Annotated in this window: 13 protein-coding genes; 12 read left to right on the top strand and 1 reads right to left on the bottom strand. The window is 58.8% G+C overall.

The annotated features are described in order from the left end of the window. The first annotated feature begins 130 nt into the window (after window positions 1-130). From bcsR to RTN40_RS08545, 9 genes are all read left to right on the top strand, one after another. Window positions 131-319: a cellulose biosynthesis protein BcsR gene (bcsR, locus tag RTN40_RS08585; protein WP_312228099.1), complete on the top strand. Its 189-nt coding sequence runs from the start codon at window positions 131-133 to the stop codon at window positions 317-319. 18 nt (window positions 320-337) lie between these two features. Then, a complete protein-coding gene (bcsQ, locus tag RTN40_RS08580; RefSeq protein WP_312228098.1) occupies window positions 338-1,105 on the top strand; it encodes a cellulose biosynthesis protein BcsQ in 768 nt (255 codons plus the stop codon). Continuing rightward, on the top strand, window positions 1,102-3,720 hold the full coding sequence (gene bcsA, locus RTN40_RS08575) for a UDP-forming cellulose synthase catalytic subunit (RefSeq protein WP_312228097.1): 2,619 nt from the start codon (window positions 1,102-1,104) through the stop codon (window positions 3,718-3,720). Before bcsQ ends, bcsA begins: the two co-directional genes overlap by 4 nt. 10 nt (window positions 3,721-3,730) lie before the next feature. Beyond that, the gene (gene bcsB, locus RTN40_RS08570) at window positions 3,731-6,088 is read left to right on the top strand and encodes a cellulose biosynthesis cyclic di-GMP-binding regulatory protein BcsB (RefSeq protein WP_312228096.1); all 2,358 of its coding nucleotides are present in this window, start codon (window positions 3,731-3,733) and stop codon (window positions 6,086-6,088) included. Between the two features lie 3 nt (window positions 6,089-6,091). Further along, entirely contained in the window at window positions 6,092-7,195 is a 1,104-nt protein-coding gene (gene bcsZ / locus RTN40_RS08565; RefSeq protein WP_312228095.1) for a cellulose synthase complex periplasmic endoglucanase BcsZ, read from the top strand. Then, window positions 7,183-10,722, top strand: a complete 3,540-nt coding sequence (bcsC, locus tag RTN40_RS08560; protein WP_312228094.1) for a cellulose synthase complex outer membrane protein BcsC — start codon at window positions 7,183-7,185, stop codon at window positions 10,720-10,722. The genes bcsZ and bcsC overlap by 13 nt, the downstream gene beginning before the upstream one ends. A gap of 113 nt (window positions 10,723-10,835) precedes the next feature. Then, window positions 10,836-12,839 carry a biofilm formation regulator HmsP gene (gene hmsP / locus RTN40_RS08555; protein ID WP_312228093.1) on the top strand — a complete coding sequence of 668 codons (2,004 nt, stop codon included), beginning with the start codon at window positions 10,836-10,838 and terminating at the stop codon, window positions 12,837-12,839. Window positions 12,840-12,995: 156 nt separating this feature from the next. Beyond that, window positions 12,996-14,282, top strand: coding sequence for a C4-dicarboxylate transporter DctC (gene dctA, locus RTN40_RS08550; protein ID WP_312228092.1), 1,287 nt, complete (start codon window positions 12,996-12,998; stop codon window positions 14,280-14,282). Between the two features lie 188 nt (window positions 14,283-14,470). Then, window positions 14,471-15,961 carry a pitrilysin family protein gene (locus RTN40_RS08545; protein WP_312228091.1) on the top strand — a complete coding sequence of 497 codons (1,491 nt, stop codon included), beginning with the start codon at window positions 14,471-14,473 and terminating at the stop codon, window positions 15,959-15,961. A 55-nt stretch (window positions 15,962-16,016) separates the two neighbouring features. Here the strand turns inward: RTN40_RS08545 and RTN40_RS08540 are convergent, their stop codons facing one another. Then, the gene (locus RTN40_RS08540) at window positions 16,017-16,946 is read right to left on the bottom strand and encodes a sugar kinase (protein WP_312228090.1); all 930 of its coding nucleotides are present in this window, start codon (window positions 16,944-16,946) and stop codon (window positions 16,017-16,019) included. A gap of 235 nt (window positions 16,947-17,181) precedes the next feature. On the opposite strand from RTN40_RS08540, the gene pdeH reads away from it, so the two are divergent. The 3 genes from pdeH to RTN40_RS08525 all read left to right on the top strand — a co-directional run bounded on the left by pdeH (window position 17,182) and on the right by RTN40_RS08525 (window position 20,797). Next, window positions 17,182-17,952, top strand: a complete 771-nt coding sequence (gene pdeH / locus RTN40_RS08535; RefSeq protein ID WP_312228089.1) for a cyclic-guanylate-specific phosphodiesterase — start codon at window positions 17,182-17,184, stop codon at window positions 17,950-17,952. A gap of 74 nt (window positions 17,953-18,026) precedes the next feature. Next, window positions 18,027-20,087 (top strand): AsmA family protein, encoded by a 2,061-nt coding sequence (locus tag RTN40_RS08530; protein WP_312228088.1) that lies wholly within the window; start codon window positions 18,027-18,029, stop codon window positions 20,085-20,087. Between the two features lie 197 nt (window positions 20,088-20,284). Next, window positions 20,285-20,797 (top strand): hypothetical protein, encoded by a 513-nt coding sequence (locus RTN40_RS08525; RefSeq protein ID WP_312228087.1) that lies wholly within the window; start codon window positions 20,285-20,287, stop codon window positions 20,795-20,797. Window positions 20,798-20,813: the final 16 nt, after the last annotated feature.

Here is a 20,813-nt window from a genome sequence, read left to right as displayed (position 1 = left end):
TAGCGAAAGCCGAGAAATAAACCTAACATTGAAATTAAAGAACATCACATTTAGCATGTAAATGAATTTTCAGCGGCATCCAGCGTTGCTATCTTTTCGTCTGTTTTTCATCTAACGAGATGCAGTAAAAATGTCTAACAAAGAGTTTACGGGCCAGACTGATTCAACCCTGGGTTATACCTTTCAAAACGACTTTCTGGCCTTAAGTCGGGTTTTTTCGCTGCCTGATATTGATTACACCGATATATCCCAGCGTGAACAGCTGGCTACGGCGATTAAACGCTGGCCGCTGCTCGCTGAATTTGCTGGCCAACAATAGTTAATAAGGAAGACGTGGATGGCCATTCTGGGTCTGCAAGGCATTCGCGGAGGCGTGGGAACCACTTCGGTTACCGCAGGGCTGGGCTGGGCGCTACAGCTGCTGGGGGAGTCGGTATTGATGATCGACACCTCGCCAGACAATATGCTGCGCCTCTCGTTCAACGTGGAGTTTAACCACGCTGACGGTTGGGCGCGGGCGCTGCTGGACAATAAAGAGTGGCGCGATGCTGGCCAGCGCTATACCTCATATCTCGATCTGCTGCCGTTTGGCCAGCTGGCCGCCGGCGAGCGGGAAAATATCTATGCCCTGCACGATCGCCTCGCACCGTTCACTGCTGCGCTGCAGGCGCTGAAGGCTCAGGAACACTACCAGTGGATCCTGCTTGACCTGCCCGCAGACTTTACGCCGCTCACCCGCGAGCTACTGGCGCAGTGCGACCATACGCTAACCGTTGTGAAGCCCGATACCAACTGCCACGTTCGCCTGCATCAGCAGGCGCTGCCCTCCGGCACGCATCTGTTAATTAACGACCTGCGTATTGGCAGCCAGCTGCAGGACGATCTTTACCAGGTCTGGCTTCAGAGCCAGCCCCGCCTGCTGCCGATGGTTATCCACCGCGATGAGGCGATGGTAGAGTGCCTGGCGGCGAAGCAACCCCTTGGCGAGTACCGTAATGACTCACTGGCGGCTGAGGAGATCCTGACCCTGGCCAACTGGTGTCTGCTGCACTGCGCCGGGTCGGATCGCATCCCCCACGATCGTCATATTGAGCATGAGCTATGAGCCGCCTTGCAGCCTTGCTGTTGATCCCCCCGGTAAACGCCCGCCTGAGCGCGCGTTACCATCTTTACCGCAGCCACGGCGCACCGGCGTTTAGCGCGGCGCTGGGCTGTCTGTGGACTATTCTTGCCTGGCTGTTTATTCCGCTGGAGCACCCACGCTGGCAGCAGCTCCGCGCTCGCCACGCGGAATTTTACCCTCATATTCGCGCCGAGCGGCCGCGTCCCCTCGATCCGGCCCGCTACCTGCTGCAAACCTTTTGGCTGCTGATAGCCGCGCATAACGTTCCGGCCACCCGACCGCGGAAGAGCAAGCGCGCGCGCTTTACCCTCTTCCGCCGCCGCTACCTTAACTGGCTGGACGCGCTGCCTGAGAAAGTAGGGAATCGTACAAGCCATCTGGAGGGGCAGAAGGAGCTGGCGCACCTCAAGCCAATCGTCCGTCGTTTTATTATCGGCGTGATTGTCTTCTTCTCGCTGATCCTTGCCTTGCTCTGTATCACCCAGCCGTTTAACCCCTGGTCGCAGTTTATCTTCCTGCTGCTGCTGTGGGGCGTGGCGCTGCTGGTACGGCGTATTCCAGGGCGCTTCTCGGCGCTGATGCTAATTGTCCTGTCGCTGACCGTCTCCTGCCGCTACATCTGGTGGCGCTATACCTCGACGCTCAACTGGAACGATCCGGTCAGTCTGGTGTGCGGCCTGGTGCTGCTGTTTGCGGAAACCTACGCGTGGATTGTGCTGGTGCTTGGCTACTTCCAGGTGGTGTGGCCGCTTAACCGCCAACCGGTACCGCTGCCGAAGGATATGTCCCAGTGGCCGTCGGTGGATATCTTCGTCCCGACCTACAACGAAGATCTTAACGTGGTGAAGAACACTATCTATGCCGCGCTGGGTATCGACTGGCCGAAGGATAAGCTGAAAATCTGGATCCTCGACGACGGCGGTCGTGAGTCATTCCGCCAGTTTGCCGAGACGGTGGGGGTGGAGTACATCGCCCGTACTACCCATGAACATGCAAAAGCAGGCAATATCAATAATGCGCTGCAGTATGCGAAGGGCGACTTTGTCTCGATCTTCGACTGCGACCACGTGCCGACGCGCTCGTTCCTGCAGCTCACCATGGGCTGGTTTATCAAAGACAAGAAGCTGGCAATGATGCAGACCCCGCACCACTTCTTCTCACCGGATCCGTTCGAGCGTAACCTTGGCCGCTTCCGCCAGACGCCGAACGAAGGCACCCTGTTCTATGGCCTGGTGCAGGATGGGAATGACATGTGGGATGCCACCTTCTTCTGCGGCTCCTGTGCGGTGATCCGTCGTGGTCCGCTGGATGAAATCAAGGGAATTGCGGTGGAGACGGTGACCGAGGATGCGCATACTTCCCTGCGTCTGCATCGTCGCGGCTACACCTCAGCCTATATGCGTATTCCGCAGGCGGCAGGGCTGGCGACCGAGAGCCTGTCGTCTCACATCGGGCAGCGTATTCGCTGGGCGCGGGGCATGGTGCAGATCTTCCGTCTCGATAACCCGCTGTTTGGTAAAGGGCTGAAGCTGGCGCAACGGCTCTGCTACGTCAACGCCATGTTCCACTTCCTCTCCGGCGTGCCGAGGCTGATCTTCCTCACCGCGCCGCTGGCGTTCCTGCTGCTGCATGCCTACATCATCTACGCCCCGGCGCTGATGATCGCCCTGTTCGTGCTGCCGCATATGATCCACGCCAGCCTCACCAACTCGAAGATTCAGGGAAAATATCGCCACTCGTTCTGGAGTGAAATCTATGAAACGGTGCTGGCCTGGTATATTGCAAGGCCGACGATGGTGGCGCTCTTTAATCCGCATAAAGGCAAGTTTAACGTGACCTCCAAGGGCGGCCTCGTGGAGGAGGAGTATGTTGACTGGGTGATCTCCCGGCCCTACATCTTCCTCGTACTGCTGAATATTGTTGGCGTGCTGGTAGGCGTCTGGCGCTACTTCTACGGTCCGGAGACCGAGATGCTGACCGTGGTCGTCAGTATCGTCTGGGTCTTCTACAACCTGATTGTGCTCGGCGGCGCGGTGGCCGTGTCGGTGGAGAGCAAGCAGGTACGCCGGGCGCACCGCGTTGAGATCTCTATGCCAGCGGCTATCGCCCGTGACGATGGTCATCTCTTCTCCTGTACGGTACACGACTTCTCCGACGGCGGGGTAGGGATCAAGATTAACGGCCAGTCGCAGGTGCTGGAGGGGCAGAAGGTCAATCTGCTGCTCAAGCGCGGCCAGCAGGAGTATGTCTTCCCGGCGCAGGTGGTGCGCGTCCACGGCAGGGAGGTGGGCCTGCAACTGATGCCGCTTACCACCCGCCAGCATATCGATTTTGTTCAGTGCACCTTTGCCCGCGCGGATACCTGGGCGCTCTGGCAGGACAGCTTCCCGGAAGATAAACCCCTGGAGAGCATGCTGGATATTCTCAAACTTGGCTTCCGTGGCTATCGCCACCTGGCCGAATTTGCTCCATCGTCCGTGAAAATGATTTTCCGGACGCTTACTTCCCTGATCTCCTGGGTTGTGTCGTTCATTCCCCGCCGACCTGCGCGGGGCGTGGTGGTGCAGCAGCCGGATCCGGTTTTAGCTCAACAATGATGATAATGCGATGAAAAGAAAACTTTCCTGGATTTGTGCAGTGGCGGTTGGGATGAGTGCTTTCCCGTCGCTAGTCACCCACGCGGCCCCGGCCACTTCAATGGTTACCGTGCCTGCCGCACCCGAGACGCCTGAGGCGCAGGCCGCTGCGCCTGCTGCCGATCCGCAGGCTGTCGGCCAGGTGATGCCCGGCGTAACCGGCGCCAATGCGCCGATCGTCGCGGAGAACGCACCGTCGCGGGAGGTGAAGCTCTCTTTCGCCCAGATCGCGCCGCCGCCGGGCAGCATGGTGCTGCGCGGCGTCAAACCTGACGGCCAAATCGAATTTGGGATGCGCAGTGACGAAGTCGTCTCGAAGGCGATGCTGAACCTGGAATATACCCCGTCGCCGTCGCTGCTGCCGGTGCAGTCGCAGCTGAAGGTCTATCTTAACGATGAGCTAATGGGTGTTCTGCCGGTTACTAAAGAGCAGCTGGGCAAGAAGACTCTCGCCCAGCTGGCTATCGATCCGCTCTATATCACCGACTACAACCGGGTGCGGCTGGAGTTTGTTGGCCACTACCGCGACGTCTGTGAGAACCCGGCCAGCAGCACGCTGTGGATGGACGTCGGGCGCAGCAGCTCGCTGGAGATGACCTACCAGAGCCTGCCGCTGAAAAACGATCTGTCGCACTTCCCGGTGCCGTTCTATGACGCCCGTGATAACCGTCCGCTGGTGCTGCCCATGGTCTTTGCCGGTGCGCCCGCGCTGGAGCAGCAGCAGGCGGCGAGCATTGTCGCCTCCTTCTTTGGCTCCCGTATGGGTTGGCGCGGGCAGAGCTTCCCGGTGCTCTACAATGGCCTGCCGGATCGGAACGCCATTGTGTTTGCTACCAACGACAAGCGTCCGGACTTCCTGCGTGACGCGCCGCCGGTGAACGCGCCGACGGTCGTGATGATGGATCACCCTAATAACCCCTACGTGAAGCTGCTGGTGGTCTTTGGCCGCGATGATAAAGATCTGCTGCAGGCGGCGAAGGGCATGGCGCAGGGCAACGTCCTGTTCCGTGGCGATCGCGTGGAGATAAACGACGTTAAGCCATTGCTGGCCCGTAAGCCGTACGATGCCCCGAACTGGGTGCGCACCGATCGGGCCATCTCCTTTGCCGAGCTGAAAAACTACGAGGAGCAGCTCCAGGCGGTGGGGCTTGAGCCGAACCCCATCAGCGTGGCGCTAAACCTGCCGCCAGATCTCTATCTGATGCGCAGCAACGGCATCGATATGGATCTCAACTATCGCTATACCGCGCCGCCGACCAAAGACAGCTCGCGGATGGATATCAGCCTGAACAACCAGTTCCTGCAATCCTTCAACCTCACCAGTAATCAGGACACTAACCGCCTGCTGCTGCGCCTGCCGGTTCTGCAAGGGCTGCTGGACGGTAAAACCGCCGTTACTATTCCGGCGTTGCAGCTGGGGGCGCTCAACCAGCTGCGCTTTGATTTCCAGTATATGAACCCGATGCCGGGGGGGACCGTCGATAACTGCGTTACCTTCCAGCCGGTGCAAAACCGGGTAGTAATTGGCGATGACTCGACCATCGACTTCTCGAAGTACTACCACTTTATTGCTATGCCGGACCTGCGCGCCTTTGCCAACGCAGGCTTCCCGTTCAGCCGGATGGCGGATCTCGCGGATACCATTGTCGTGCTGCCAGCCAATCCAACTCAGGGCCAACTGGCTACGCTACTGGACTCCATCGGCCAGCTTGGAGCGCAAACCGGTCTCCCGGCGGTCAACCTGACCCTGACTAATGACGGCAGCCAGATCCAGAACAAAGATGCCGACGTGCTGGTCATCGGCACCATTCCGGACAGCCTGAAGGATGACAAGCGCATCGACCTGCTGGTGCAGGCAACGCAGAGCTGGGTGAAGACGCCGCAGCGCCAGACCACCTTCCCGTCCATCGTTCCGGATAACACCGATCGTCAGGCGGATGCCCAGACGGCGGTGACCTCCAGCGGTCCGATGGCAGCCATTGTGGGCTTCCAGTCACCGTACAACGATCAGCGCAGCGTGGTAGCCCTGCTGGCGGACAGCCCACGCGGCTACGAGCTGCTGAACGAGGCGATGAACGACAGCGGTAAGCGTGCAGCAATGTATGGTTCCGTGACGGTGATCCGCGAGTCAGGCGTTAACGGCCTGCGGGTAGGGGATATCTACTACGTCGGCCACCTGCCGTGGTTCGAGCGTATCTGGTATGCGCTCTCTAACCACCCGGTGCTGCTGGCGGTACTGGCTGCGGTGAGCGTCGTGCTGCTGGCCTGGGTACTGTGGCGTCTGCTGCGTATCATCAGCCGTCGCCGTCTCGATCCGCACGATGAGTAAACCATGAAAACTTCACTGCGTGGAGCGATCGCCGCCGCGCTGCTGCTGGCGGCGGCGAGTACGCACGCCGCCTGTAGCTGGCCGGCGTGGACCGCGTTTAAAAAGGATTACCTCAGCGACGGTGGCCGGGTGATCGATCCTAGTGACGCCCGCAAGATCACTACGTCGGAAGGGCAGAGCTACGGGCTGTTTTTTGCCCTTGCCGCCAACGATCGGCCCGGCTTTGACAAGATCTTACAGTGGACCGAGGATAACCTCGCCGGGGGCGATCTCGCGGCCCATCTTCCCGCCTGGCTGTGGGGCAAGAAGGGTGAAGAGGAGTGGACGGTGCTGGACACCAACTCCGCCTCAGACGCCGATATCTGGATTGTCTGGTCGCTGTTTGAGGCCGGACGCCTGTGGAAAGAGCCGCGCTACACCGCGCTGGCTCAGGGGCTGCTCAAGCACATCGTTAGCGAAGAGGTAGTCAGCGTGCCGGGGCTGGGTTCAATGCTGCTGCCGGGCAAAATTGGCTTCGCCGAGAAAGAGAGCTGGCGTTTTAACCCGAGCTATCTGCCGCCGCAGGTAGCGCAATACCTCACCCGCTTTGGCGCACCCTGGACCACGCTGCGGGAGACTAACCTGCGCCTGCTGCTGGAGACCGCTCCCAAAGGCTTCTCCCCAGACTGGGTGAGCTATGAGAAGAACCGCGGCTGGAACCTGAAGCCGGAGAGCAAGCTGGTTTCAAGCTACGACGCCATCCGCGTCTACCTGTGGATCGGCATGATGCACGACAGCGATCTGCAAAAAAATCGCCTGCTGGCGCGCTTCAAGCCAATGGCAACGCTGACGGCGAAAAACGGCGTGCCGCCGGAGAAGGTGAATGTAGTCACCGGCGCGGCCCAGGGCAGCGGCGCGACGGGTTTCTCTGCCGCCCTGCTGCCATTTATGCAAAACCGCGATGCACAAGCGGTGCTGCGCCAGCGCGTTGCCGATAACCCACCCGGCAGCGACGCCTATTACAGCTACGTGCTCACCCTCTTCGGACAGGGCTGGGATGAGCACCGTTTTCGTTTCACCTCCCAAGGTGAGTTACAACCTGACTGGGGCCAGGAATGCGCACGTTAACCCGACGCTTACTCGTTTTATCGCTGGGCATCGCGCTGATGCCAAAGACGTTTGCGGCCCCGACAGCCCAGCAGCAACAGCTGCTGGAGCAGATCCGGCTCGGGGAATCTACCCGTCGTGAGGATCTGGTCCGCCAGTCTCTTTACCGGCTGGAGCTTATCGATCCCAATAACCCCGAGGTGATTGCCGCCCGCCAGCGCTATCTGCTGCGCCAGGGCGATACCGCAGGCGCGCAGCAGCAACTTGATAGATTAGCGCAGCTCGCCCCCAGCTCAGCGGCGTACCGGGAAGCACAGAGCACCATGGCGCTCTCTACCGCCCAGGGACGACAGGGGTTGCAGGAGGCGCGGCTGCTGGCAACCACGGGCCATACGGCGGAGGCCATCGCGGCCTATGACAAACTGTTGCAGGGCAATCCACCGGATAGCGATCTTGCTGCCGAGTATTGGACGCTGGTCGCGAAAGTACCCGAGCGGCGCAGTCAGGCCATTACTCAGATGAAGAGCGCCAACGCCCGCTATCCAGGCAATCCTCAGCTGCAAAATTCGCTGGCGCAGCTGCTGTTTGCCAGCGGGCGCGGTGACGAGGGTTACACCGTCCTGCGCCAGATGGCAAAGTCGGGAACAACTCGCGAAGCGGCGGCGGCTATCTGGTATCAACAGATTCAAGCTATGCCGGTGAGTGATGCCAGCGTGCAGGCGCTACAACAGTTTTTAAACGAGTTCAGCAGCGGCGATACGGTGGACACGGCCCGGGCGACGCTGGCGAAACAGCAGCAGCAGCTGGCCGATCCGGCGTTCCGCGCCCGTTCGCGCGGGCTGGCCGCGGTTGACGCCGGGCAGGGCGGGCAGGCTATCGCCCCGCTCCAGCAGGCGCTGAGCGCCGACCAGAGTGACGGTGAAACCACCGGCGCGCTCGGCCAGGCTTACTCGCAAAAGGGCGATCGCGCCCGTGCGGTTCCTCTGCTAGAGAGAGCTATCGCTCTTGCGCCGCAGAGCAGCAACCGAAGCAAGTGGGATAGCCTCCTGCAAACCAACCGCTACTGGCTGCTGATCCAGCAGGGCGACGCCGCGCTGAAGGCCAATAATCCTGCCCAGGCAGAACGGCTTTATCAGCAGGCGCGAGCGGTGGATAACACCGACAGCTACGCCGTGCTGGGGCTGGGGGACGCTGCCGTTGCCCGCAAGGACATCGCCGCTGGCGAACGCTACTACCAGCAGGCGCTGCGCATGGACAGCAGCAACAGCAACGCGGTACGCGGGCTGGCCAATATTTATCGCGAGCAGTCACCGGAAAAAGCGTCCGCCTGGATTGCTTCCCTCTCTGCCAGCCAGCGCCGCAGCGTGGATGACATTGAGCGCAGCATCGCCAACGATCGGCTGGCACAGCAGGCCGAAACGCTGGAGAACCAGGGTCGCTGGGCGCAGGCGGCTGACGTTCAGCGCCGTCGCCTGGCTGCCGATCCGGACAGCGTCTGGATCGCCTACCGCCTCTCCCGTGATCTCTGGAGCGCCGGGAAACACGCCGAGGCCGACGCGCAGATGCGCGATCTGGTTCGTCGCCAGCCTAACGATCCAACCCAGATTTATGCTTACAGCCTCTATCTCTCCGGCAACGACCAGGATCGCGCCGCGCTGGCGCACCTCAACACCCTGCCGCGCAGCAAATGGGACAGCAATATGCAGGAGCTGGCGAGCCGCCTTGAAGGCAACCAGCTGCTGGAGACCGCTAACCGCCTGCGCGACAGCGGCCAGGAGCCGGAAGCCGAAGCGCTGCTTAAGCAGCAGCCTGCCTCCACGCGAATTGACCTGACCCTTGCGGACTGGGCGCAGCAGCGCGGGGATTACGCGACTGCCCGCACCGGATATGAGACCGTGCTGACGCGTGAACCGGCCAACGCCGACGCTCGCCTGAGCCTGGTGGAGGTGGCAATTGCCGAGGGTAACCCGCTTGCGGCGCGCCAGCAGCTGGCGACGCTGAACGAGATGCCGCAAGCCGAGCCACCGTCCATCAACATGCAGCGCCGGATGGCGCTGGTGCGGTCGCAGCTGGGTGACAGGGTTCTGGCCCAGCGCACCTACGACACCATTGTGCCCGAGGCGAAGGCGTTGCCGCCATCGCAGGATAGCGCCCTGGTGCTGCGTGACTATGGCCGCTTCCAGCAGGCCAACGGTCAGCCGCAGCCTGCGTTGGAGAGCTACAAACAGGCGATGGTGGCGGCAGGTATTGCGCCGACGCCCGCTCAGGATAACGACACCTTTACCCGCCAGACGCGTAATGATGCCAGCGATGACTGGCTGAAGCGCGGCCTGCGCAGCGATGCCGCCGATCTCTATCGCCAGCAGGATCTCAACGTCACCCTGGTGCATGACTATTGGGGATCCAGCGGTACCGGCGGCTACTCCGATCTGAAAGCCAACACCACCATGCTGCAGGCCGATGCGCCTCTGGCTGATGGCCGGATGTTCTTCCGTACCGACGTGGTCAATATGAATGTCGGCTCCTTCGCCACCGACGAAGACGGTCTGTACGATCCCAACTGGGGGACCTGCGGCCAGCTCAACTGCGTCAACGGCGACAAGAGCCAGTCCGACGGCGGGGCGAGCATTGCGGTTGGCTGGCGCAACGACACCTGGGAAGGGGACATCGGCACCACGCCCATGGGCTTCCGGGTAGTGGATATCGTCGGCGGCCTGAGCTACAGCAACGATCTCGGCCCAATAGGCTATACGCTGGACGTGCATCGTCGCCCGATCTCCAGCTCCCTGCTGGCCTTCGGCGGTCAGAAGGACGCCTCCAGCTACTATCACGATCCGGACGATCCGAATAACGAGAATGGCAACGATCGCGGCGGCACCGGCAAGACCTGGGGTGGCGTTCGATCCACCGGCGGCGGCGTGAGCCTGAGCTATGACCAGGGCGAAGCGCACGGCGTCTGGGCGAGCCTGAGCGCCGACGCGCTCACCGGTAAGAACGTGGATGACAACTGGCGCGTGCGCTGGATGACCGGCTACTACTACAAGCTGGTTAACGAAGATAACCGCCGCGTCACCGTCGGCCTCAACAACATGCTCTGGCACTACGATAAAGATCTTAGCGGCTATACCCTGGGCCAGGGGGGCTACTACAGCCCGCAGAAATATCTCTCGTTTGCCGTGCCGGTAACGTGGCGTGAAAGGACGGAGAACTGGTCGTGGGAGCTGGGCGGTTCGGTCTCCTGGTCGCACTCGGCAACCAGTACCCAGGATCGCTACCCGTTACTTAACCTTATACCAGAAGATTATCGTGCGCGGGCCAGCGAACCTAACGATCCTGGATCGAAAAGCAACGGCTTTGGCTATACGGCACGCGCCCTGATTGAGCGCCGTATTACCTCCAACTGGTCCGTTGGCGCCGCCATCGATATTCAGCAGGCGGAGGATTATACCCCGAGCCACGGCATGCTCTATGTCCGCTACTCGCAGGCGGGCTGGCAGGGCGATATGGACTCGCCGCCACAGGTGCTGACGCCTTACGCCGACTGGTAATACGCAAGGCTCTCTATCGCAGTCTTAATCTGCTGTCAGAATCGAGTATACTCTGACAGCAGGCAGGTAGCCGTCGGTTACTTTTGCGGACACGGAGTATTTGGAGAGTCAATTTGCGCGTTAGCCGTTCGTTAACCATTAAACAGATGGCGATGGTCTCGATCGTCGCCATGGTGTTTATTTTCCTGTTTTGCGTCATTTTGCTGTTCCATTTTGTGCAGCAGAACCGCTACAACACCGGCACGCAGCTGGAGAGTATTGCGCGCTCGGTGCGTGAGCCGCTCTCTGCCGCTATTTTGAAGGGCGACATTGCCGACGCGGAGGCTATCCTCAAACGTATCCAGCCCGCGGGCGTAGTCAGTCGGGCGGATGTGGTTCTGCCGAATCAATTCCAGGCTCTGCGCATGAGCTTTATCCCCGAGCGACCGGTGCCGGTGACTATTACCCGGCTCTTTGAGCTGCCAGTACAAATCTCGCTGCCGATCTACTCTCTTGAACGCCCAGCCAACCCCCAGCCGCTGGCCTATCTGGTGCTACAGGCGGACTCTTTCCGCATGTATAAGTTCGTGATGAGCACCGTTGCAACGTTAGTCACTACTTACTTACTTTTAGTGCTGATCATGACCGTGGCGCTGACCTGGTGCATCAGCCGGCTGATTATCCGCCCGCTGCGCAAGATCGCCCGCGAGCTAAACGACCTCTCACCGCAGGATCAGCTGGGGCACCAGCTGGCGCTGCCCCGCCACCATCATGACGATGAGCTTGGCATGCTGGTGCGCGGCTACAACCGCAACCAGCAGATGGTGCTGCGCCAGCATGAAGAGTTGAACAGCCAGGTGACACGCTTCCCCATCTCCGAGCTGCCGAATAAAGCTTTTATGATGGCGCTGCTGGAGCAGACCGTCGCCCGGCAAAAAACCACCGCGCTGATGGTTATCGCCTGTGAAACCCTACAGGACACGGCGGGCGTGCTGAAAGAGAGCCAGCGCGAAGTACTGCTTCTGACGCTGGTAGAGAAGATAAAATCGGTGCTAGCCCCGCGCATGGTGCTGGCGCAGGTGAGTACCGATACCTTTGCCATCATTGGTAACGGCGCCAGCGAGCCGTGGCACGCTATTACGCTGGGTCAGCAAGTGCTCACTGTTATCAATGAACGTCTGCCGGTGCAGGGTATTCAGCTGCGTCCGAGCGCCAGCATTGGCATCGCCATGTTCTACGGCGATGTGACGGCAGAGCAGCTCTACCGCCGGGCTATCTCAGCGGCGCTCTCCGCCCGCCGCAAAGGCAAAAATCAGATCCAGTTCTTCGACCCGGAGCAGATGGCGACGGCGCAGAAGCGGCTGACGGAAGAGAGCGATATCCTAAACGCGCTGGATAACCATCAGTTTGCTATCTGGCTACAGCCGCAGGTCAACCTTGCTACCAGTGAGGTGGTGAGCGCCGAGGCGTTGCTGCGTCAGCAGCAGCCGGACGGCAGCTGGGAGCTGCCGGAGGGGCTTATCGACAGTATTGAATCCTGCGGGCTGATGATTGTCGTCGGTCACTGGGTACTGGAAGAGTCCTGCCGCCTGCTCGCGGCCTGGCAGGCGCGGGGCATTATGCTGCCGCTGTCGGTTAACCTCTCAGCACTCCAGCTGATGCACGAGGATATGGTGCGGGATCTGCTTGCGCTGCTGGAGCGCTACCGTATTGCGCCCGGCACGCTGATCCTCGAGGTGACCGAAAGCCGCCGCATTGACGATCCGCACGCGGCGGTGGCAATCCTGCGCCCGCTGCGCAACGCCGGGGTACGTATAGCGCTGGATGATTTCGGCATGGGCTACGCGGGCCTGCGCCAGCTCCAGCACATGAAGTCGCTGCCGGTGGACGTGCTGAAAATCGATAAGATTTTTGTCGAAGGGCTACCGGAGGACAGCAGCATGGTCTCGTCGATAATTCATATGGCCCGCAGCCTCGATCTCAATATCATTGCTGAAGGCGTCGAGACCGAGACGCAGCGCGCCTGGCTGCAGGAGGCGGGGGTAGAGATGGCCCAGGGTTACCTCTTTGGCCGCGCGGTGGCACCGGAGGCGTTTGAGCAGCTAAATCTTCCCCGTCTGGCTGATGGCAGCGCGTAGAACCCGTACTCACTTGTGCGAGCTGGCTCAAATTTTTTAACATTTCTGTTTCAAATTTGAAGTAAGTTTATTTCTGCGATGTTGTTCGGGTGTTATTTTAAGACCGCAGGCGAACCAACCCTACAATGCCTGTGGTTTTTAATTCAAGGACACCCTATGAAAACCTCACTCTTCAAAAGCCTCTACTTTCAGGTGCTGACCGCCATCGCGATCGGCATCCTGCTTGGCCACTTCTATCCTGAAATTGGCGAACAGATGAAGCCGCTTGGCGACGCTTTCGTAAAGCTGATTAAAATGATTATCGCCCCGGTGATCTTCTGCACCGTCGTGACCGGCATCGCAGGCATGGAAAGCATGAAAGCGGTGGGCCGCACCGGTGCGGTGGCGCTGCTCTATTTTGAAGTGGTCAGCACCCTGGCGCTGATCATCGGCCTGATTATTGTTAACGTGGTACAGCCGGGCGCGGGGATGAACGTTGATGTCGCGACCCTGGATGCCAAAGCGGTGGCAGTCTACGCTGCCCAGGCAGAGCAGCAGGGCATTGTCGCCTTCCTGATGGATGTGATCCCCGCCAGCGTCATCGGTGCGTTTGCCAGCGGCAATATTCTGCAGGTGCTGCTGTTTGCCGTCCTGTTTGGCTTTGCGCTTCATCGCCTTGGCCACAAGGGGCAGCTGATCTTTAACGTAATCGAGAGCTTCTCGCTGGTTATCTTCGGCATCATCAACATGATTATGCGCCTCGCCCCCATCGGCGCGTTTGGGGCCATGGCCTTTACCATCGGTAAGTATGGCGTGGGCACCCTCGTGCAGCTCGGACAGCTGATCATCTGCTTCTACGCCACCTGCATTCTGTTTATCGTGGTGGTGCTCGGCAGCATCGCCCGCGCCACCGGCTTCAGCATCTTCAAGTTTATCCGCTACATTCGCGAAGAGCTGCTGATCGTGCTGGGCACCTCGTCCTCTGAATCGGCGCTGCCGCGGATGCTCGATAAGATGGAGAAGCTCGGCTGCCGTAAGTCCGTGGTTGGGCTGGTGATCCCCACCGGCTACTCCTTTAACCTCGACGGCACCTCTATCTACCTGACGATGGCGGCGGTATTTATCGCCCAGGCCACCAACAGCCATATGGATATTGTCCATCAGATCACGTTGCTGGTGGTGCTGCTGCTCTCTTCGAAAGGGGCGGCTGGGGTGACCGGCAGCGGCTTTATCGTGCTGGCGGCCACACTCTCCGCGGTAGGGCATCTGCCGGTTGCCGGGCTGGCACTGATCCTCGGTATCGACCGCTTTATGTCCGAGGCACGGGCACTGACCAACCTGATTGGTAACGGCGTAGCGACTATCGTAGTGGCAAAATGGGTGAAAGAGCTGGACCATAAGCAGTTGAAAAATACCCTTAATAACCGTGCGCCAGACGGCAAAACGGGCGAAATTTCCTCTTAATCTACCCACTTATGCCCGTTGTCCCTTGTAGGGGCACGGGCACCTGCGCATAATTACCCCCTATTTTTTTCACTTCCCGGTGTGACGTTTTGTTTTTTTGGCTGTCTAACACGGAGTGTTAAAACTTCATTTTAGGCTGCCTGCAGGATAGGCGGTCTTTTAACCAGGAATGTTGATCAGGGGTTTACATGCAGGGCACAAAAATTCGACTCATAACTGGTGGTTTGCTGATGATGGCAGCCAGTTACGTGCAGGCAGATGCGCTCCAGCCCGACCCGGCATGGCAACAGGGGACACTGACGAACGGCTTTCAGTGGCAGGTGTTAAGTACGCCGCAGCGCCCCAGCGACAGGGTTGAGATCCGCCTGCTGGTGAATACCGGCTCGCTGACCGAAAGTACGCAGCAAAGCGGCTATAGCCATTTTATTCCACGTATTGCGTTGTCCCACAGCGGCAGCCTTGAGCCTGCTCAGGTGCGCGCGCTCTGGCAGCAGGGCATCGATCCCAAGCGTCCGCTGCCCCCGGCGCTGGTCTCCTACGATTACACGCTGTTTAGCCTCAGCCTGCCCAATAACCGCAGCGATCTACTGAAAGAGGCGCTGGTCTATCTCTCTGATATTACGGGCAAGCTCACCGTGACCCCGGAGACGGTAAACCACGCTCTGAATAGCAACGATATGGTGGCAACCTGGCCGCTGGAAACCAAAGATAACTGGTGGCGCTACCGCCTGAAAGGCTCCACCCTGCTGGGACACGATCCCGCCTCGCCGCTGAAGAAGCCGGTAGACCCGGCTCAGCTGAAGGCGTTCTACCAGAAGTGGTATACGCCGGACGCCATGACGCTGATTGTGGTGGGCAATATCGACAGCCGCACCGTCGGGGAGCAGATCAATAAAACCTTTGGCGAGCTAAAGGGAAAACGCGAGACGCCCGCCCCGGTACCAACGCTCTCTCCGCTTCCGCGTGAGCCGGTGAGCATCATGACCGACTCCGTACGCCAGGACAGACTCTCCCTGATGTGGGATGTGCCGTGGCAACCCATTCGTGAATCCGCCGCACTGGAGCGTTACTGGCGAGCAGACGTCGCTCGCGAGGCGCTATTCTGGCATCTTCAGCAGACGCTGACCAAAAATAACGCCAAAGATATTGGCCTCGGCTTCGACTGCCGGGTGCTGTTCCAGCGCGCGCAGTGCGCGATTAACGTTGACTCTGCACCCGATAAGCTCAGCGCTAACCTTGCTATGATCGCCCGCGAGCTGAAAAAGGTACGCGACAATGGCCTGTCAGAGGATGAGTTCAACGCCCTGATTGCCCAGAAGAAGCTGGAACTGCAAAGGCTCTTTACCACCTATGCCCGCACCGATACCGACGTGCTGATCAGCCAGCGTATGCGCTCTCTGCAAAATCAGGTGGTCGATATTGCCCCTGAGCAGTACCAGAAGCTACGGCAGAACTTCCTGAATAGCCTGACTACGGACATGCTTAACCAGAGCCTGCGTCAGCAGCTAACCCAGGATCAGTCGCTGGTGCTGCTGCAGCCGAAAGGCGAGCCGGAGTTTAATATGAAGGAGTTGCAGGCGACCTGGGACGAGGTGATGAATACCGAGACCTCAGCCCTTGTGCCTGTCAGCGATGACGTGCATCAGGACGTGACGGATATTCCGCCTGTTCAGCAGTAATTGTGCAGTGTAATCCGGCCCGCTGCCCGCGGCAGGGGCCGGAAAAGCCGATCGATTAGTTCGGCATTGCTTCGCGAGGGATAATTGCCCCACGATACTGAATTACGGTGCTGGCGGTCAGGTGGCCGCGCTGCGCCGCTGCTTCGGCATCGCCGCCGGTCAGGCGCACGGCCAGGTAGCCCGCGCTAAAAGAGTCGCCTGCTGCAGTGGTATCAATCACCTTCTCTTTGGGCAGCTTCACCGCCGGCACATCAATCACCGCTTCACCGGCAATCGCCACCAGGCAGGAGTCCGCGCCGCGTTTCACCACCACTTCGCTAACGCCAGCGGCCTGGGTACGGGCAATCACCTCTTCCACTGGCTTCTCACCCCACAGTGCATCCTCGTCGTCGAGGGTCAGGAAGGCGATATCGGTGCAGGTCAGCATCTGCTGGTAGACTTGCTGGGTCTCCTCTTTGCTGGCCCACAGGCGCGGACGGTAGTTGTTATCGAAAATCACCTTGCCGCCGTTGGCGCGGCATTCGCGCAGCAGGGAGAGCAGCTTATCGCGGCTGGCCGGGCTGAGAATGGCCAGGCTAATGCCGCTGAGATAGAGATAGTCAAAGGTGGCCAGCTCTTCGCAGATGGCGGCAGACTGCTCGCTCTCCAGCCAGAATTTAGCCGCGGCCTCGTTGCGCCAGTAGTAGAAGGTGCGCTCGCCGGTGCTGTCGGTCTCGATGTAGTAGAGACCCGGCAGGCGGTTCTCCATGCGCTGGGTGAGGGAGGTATCGACGCTTTCGCTCTGCCAGGCATCCAGCATCTGCTGGCTAAAATTATCCGTCCCCAGCGCCGTAACGTAGTGTACCGACAGCGCAGCCGGATCGACCTGGCGGGCAACGTAAACGGAGGTATTTAAGGTATCGCCACCAAAGCCACGGTTCACCTCTGTGCCTTTCTGTGACAGCTCAATCATGCATTCGCCAATGACGGCAATTTTCCTGGACATAGTCATCAACCTGAGTCGGATAAATATTAGGGTTAGTGTGCGTTGCGCGTGCTGCGTGGTCAATCATATTAAAACAACGTTCCAATAAATTTTTGAGCTGGCGCGTGTTAAGCGCAGATTCCAGCTGCAGATTTTTATTTTGCTGTCCGATTGAACATAAAGTTCTCACCCGCCGCGCCGATAACTCATGGACGAGTTCCGCCAGGTCACTCACTCTATTACAGGACATCTGACAATGAAGTTGAAGCAGGTTATCCAGCGGCTAAGCATTCCGGAGGCGAGCATCGAAAGCCTGGAAGAGCGACGCTACTGGCTGCAATGTGAACGTGCCTATACCTACCAGCCCATCTATCGCGTAGATGGCAGTCTGATGGCAATCGAAGTATTAACTATCGTTACGCACCCGGATAATCCATCGCAGCGTATTGCGCCCGACCGCTACTTTGCGGAGGTGGCGGTGCGTCAGCGTCTGGACGTCATGCTGGAGCAGATCAACCTGCTCGCCCTGCAAAGCGACTTCTTTGTGAAGAATAACGTGCTGGCGTCGGTCAACGTCGATGGCCCGACGCTGCTGTCGATGCGCCAGAACCCGAAAATGATGGCGCTGGTTGAGACGCTACCGTGGCTGCGCTTCGAATTAGTTGAACATATCCGCCTGCCGCAGGACTCTTCCTTCGCCTCGATCTGTGAAATTGGCCCGCTGTGGCTGGACGACTTTGGAACCGGGATGGCGAACTTCTCCGCCCTGAGCGAAGTGCGCTACGACTACATCAAGGTGGCCCGCGAACTGTTCATCATGCTGCGCAAGACGCCAGAAGGGCAAAACCTGTTTACGCTACTGCTGCAGCTGATGAATCGTTACTGCCAGGGCGTGATTGTCGAAGGCGTAGAGACGCTGGAGGAGTGGCGTGACGTACAGGCGTCTCCGGCCTTTGCCGCGCAAGGATATTTCCTCTCTCGTCCCGTACCGCTGGCAAACCTCGAAAGCGTTATTCTCGCTCTATAACATCAGGTTGCACTCCTTTCCCTCAGGCTCAGCTATCTTTATGACAGGCAAGGCAAGAATGGAAGGATGCAAGCATGACAAGAACAAGCAAGGCAATCATTGCCGTCCTGGGAACGCTTTTGTTGCTGATAGTGGTGGCCATCATCATTATCGCGACCTTTGACTGGAACCGTCTTAAACCGACTATCAATGAGAAGGTCTCCACCGAGCTGAATCGTCCCTTTACGATACGCGGCGATTTAGGCGTTGTCTGGGAGCGGCAGCAGCAGGAGACCGGCTGGCGTAGCTGGGTGCCGTGGCCGCACGTGCATGCCGAGGATGTGATCCTCGGCAATCCGCCCGATATTCCTGAGATCACCATGGTACACCTGCCCCGGGTTGAGGCCACGCTGGCACCGCTGGCGCTGCTGACGAAGACCGTCTATCTGCCGTGGGTGAAGTTTGAGAAACCGGATGCGCGGCTGATCCGCCTGTCAGAGAAGACTAACAACTGGACTTTCAACCTGGCGAGCAGCGATGAGCCAAAAGAGGAGGACGCACCGCCTTCGGCCTGGTCCTTCCGTCTGGACAATATTCTGTTCGATCAGGGCCGTGTGGCAATCGATGACAAGGTCAGCAAAGCCGACGTTGAGATCCTGATCGATCCCCTCGGCAAGCCGCTGCCGTTTAGCGAAGTAACGGGTAGCGATAAAGAGAAGAATACCAAGGTCGGCGACTACGTGTTTGGCCTGAAGGCGCAGGGGCGCTACAACGGCCAGCAGGTGACCGGCACGGGTAAAATTGGCGGCATGCTGGCGCTACGCAGCGAAGGCACGCCATTCCCGGTGCAGGCTGATTTCCGCTCCGGTAACACCCGCGTGGCCTTCTCCGGCACGGTGAGCGACCCGATGAAGATGGGCGGGGTCGATCTTAAGCTGAAGTTTGCCGGTAACTCGCTGGGTGAGCTGTACGATCTGACCGGCGTGCTGCTGCCGGATACGCCGCCGTTTGAGACCGACGGTCGGCTGGTGGCGAAAATCGATGCCGAAAAATCCTCCGTCTATGACTACCGCGGTTTTAACGGTCGCATCGGGGATAGCGATATTCATGGCTCCCTGACCTACACCACGGGCAAACCCCGGCCTAAGCTGGAGGGCGACCTCGAGTCGCGTCAGCTGCGGCTGGCGGATTTAGGCCCACTGATTGGCGTTGATTCCGGAAAGGGGGCTGAGAAGTCGAAGCAGTCTGAGGAGAAAAAGGGCGAGAAGACCAATCAGCCCGCAGGCAAAGTGCTGCCCTACGATCGCTTCGAAACTGACAAGTGGGATACGATGGATGCCGACGTGCGCTTTAAAGGGCGGCGTATCGAGCACGGCAGCTCCCTGCCGATTAGCGATCTCTCAACCCATATCATCCTGAAGAACGCCGACCTGCGCCTTCAGCCGCTGAAGTTTGGCCTGGCCGGCGGGACCATCTCCTCTAATATTCACCTTGAAGGGGATAAGAAGCCGATGCAGGGCCGGGCGGATATTCAGGCCCGCCGACTGAAGCTGAAAGAGCTGATGCCGGACGTGGAGCTGATGCAGAAGACCATCGGGGAAATGAACGGTGATGCGGATCTTCGCGGGACGGGTAACTCCATTGCCGCGCTGCTTGGCTCAAGCAATGGCGACCTGAAGCTACTGATGAACGACGGGGTGGTCAGCCGTAACCTGATGGAGATCCTCGGACTCAACGTCGGGAACTTTATCGTCGGGCAGATTTTCGGTGACGATGAGGTGCGCGTAAACTGCGCCGCCGCTAACCTGAACCTGGTTAACGGCGTAGCGCGCCCGCAGATCTTCGCTTTCGATACCGAGAACGCAATCATCAACGTCACCGGTACCGCCAGCTTTGCCTCAGAGCAGCTTGATCTCACCATCAACCCGGAGAGTAAGGGGATTCGTATCGTCACCCTGCGCTCGCCGCTCTACGTACGCGGCACCTTCAAGAACCCGCAGGCGGGCGTGAAGGCAGGTCCGCTGATTGCGCGCGGCGCGGTGGCGGCAGCGCTGGCAACGCTGGTGACCCCGGCAGCGGCGCTCTTAGCGCTCATCTCACCGTCGGAAGGCCAGGAGAACCAGTGCCGGAACATTTTGTCCCAAATGAAGAAGTAAGCAGGAAAGCAGGATAAAAAAAGCCCGGTGGCGTTAGCGCTTACCGGGCTTTTAATATTTTCACTTGATAGCGTGTAGCAGTGGTAAGAACAGTCTCAGTTTCATAATCCCTGGCGTAGTGGATGGCAGCCGTACTGGATTGGTTAACTCCCTAGCTGCTACTCTAATATAAAATTACCTCAACATATTGCTTCACAATGTCTCCACGCCTTAACTATTTAAACTTTTCTGCAACAACTCTCCTGGTGGCCACAACTTTTGCACAGGCCGAAGATACCCTTGCTTTTAATACCGGCTCGTTTGTTTATCATCTACTTGGGAATCACGGCCAATACACGGAGAAATTTGATAACGAATTTTATTCAGTCGAAAAGAGACTCCCTGACCACCCCGATTATAGTTTGCTCGTTGGGACAATGAGAAACAGCTACGGCGATCGTTGTCTTTCTCTTGGCGTCAGAAAAGACTGGGCGGAGAAGGATAATATTGTATTTAAAGGTATTTACGGTTATACCGGCGAATTTTTTTTTGATGAATTTAGTAAATGCGGCGATGAGGGTATCTATCACTCATTTAAAAACATCACCGGGGTGGGTTTCGCACCCTATATTTATCATGCGGTTCAGTATAATTTTACAAATCACTTTGGTGTGGAGTCAGGGATCATTTTCCCTTCGGTATTTGTGGTGAGCCTGAACTGGCGGTTCTGAAGGAATTGGTCAAGAG

The sequence above is a fragment of the Pseudescherichia sp. genome, from assembly GCF_031987975.1.
In the GTDB taxonomy this organism is placed as follows: domain Bacteria; phylum Pseudomonadota; class Gammaproteobacteria; order Enterobacterales; family Enterobacteriaceae; genus Pseudescherichia.
The sequence above is the reverse complement of the archived record's forward strand: the minus strand, read 5'-3'. Positions and strand labels throughout refer to the sequence as shown.

Coding starts and splice junctions, on each gene's coding strand:
- RTN40_RS08545 (WP_312228091.1), top strand. CDS start 14,471: ATGCAGGGCACAAAAATTCGACTCATAACTGGTGGTTTGCTGATGATG.
- dctA (WP_312228092.1), top strand. CDS start 12,996: ATGAAAACCTCACTCTTCAAAAGCCTCTACTTTCAGGTGCTGACCGCC.
- RTN40_RS08530 (WP_312228088.1), top strand. CDS start 18,027: ATGACAAGAACAAGCAAGGCAATCATTGCCGTCCTGGGAACGCTTTTG.
- bcsQ (WP_312228098.1), top strand. CDS start 338: ATGGCCATTCTGGGTCTGCAAGGCATTCGCGGAGGCGTGGGAACCACT.
- bcsZ (WP_312228095.1), top strand. CDS start 6,092: ATGAAAACTTCACTGCGTGGAGCGATCGCCGCCGCGCTGCTGCTGGCG.
- pdeH (WP_312228089.1), top strand. CDS start 17,182: ATGAAGTTGAAGCAGGTTATCCAGCGGCTAAGCATTCCGGAGGCGAGC.
- bcsB (WP_312228096.1), top strand. CDS start 3,731: ATGAAAAGAAAACTTTCCTGGATTTGTGCAGTGGCGGTTGGGATGAGT.
- bcsA (WP_312228097.1), top strand. CDS start 1,102: ATGAGCCGCCTTGCAGCCTTGCTGTTGATCCCCCCGGTAAACGCCCGC.
- bcsC (WP_312228094.1), top strand. CDS start 7,183: ATGCGCACGTTAACCCGACGCTTACTCGTTTTATCGCTGGGCATCGCG.
- bcsR (WP_312228099.1), top strand. CDS start 131: ATGTCTAACAAAGAGTTTACGGGCCAGACTGATTCAACCCTGGGTTAT.
- RTN40_RS08540 (WP_312228090.1), bottom strand. CDS start 16,946: ATGTCCAGGAAAATTGCCGTCATTGGCGAATGCATGATTGAGCTGTCA.
- RTN40_RS08525 (WP_312228087.1), top strand. CDS start 20,285: ATGTCTCCACGCCTTAACTATTTAAACTTTTCTGCAACAACTCTCCTG.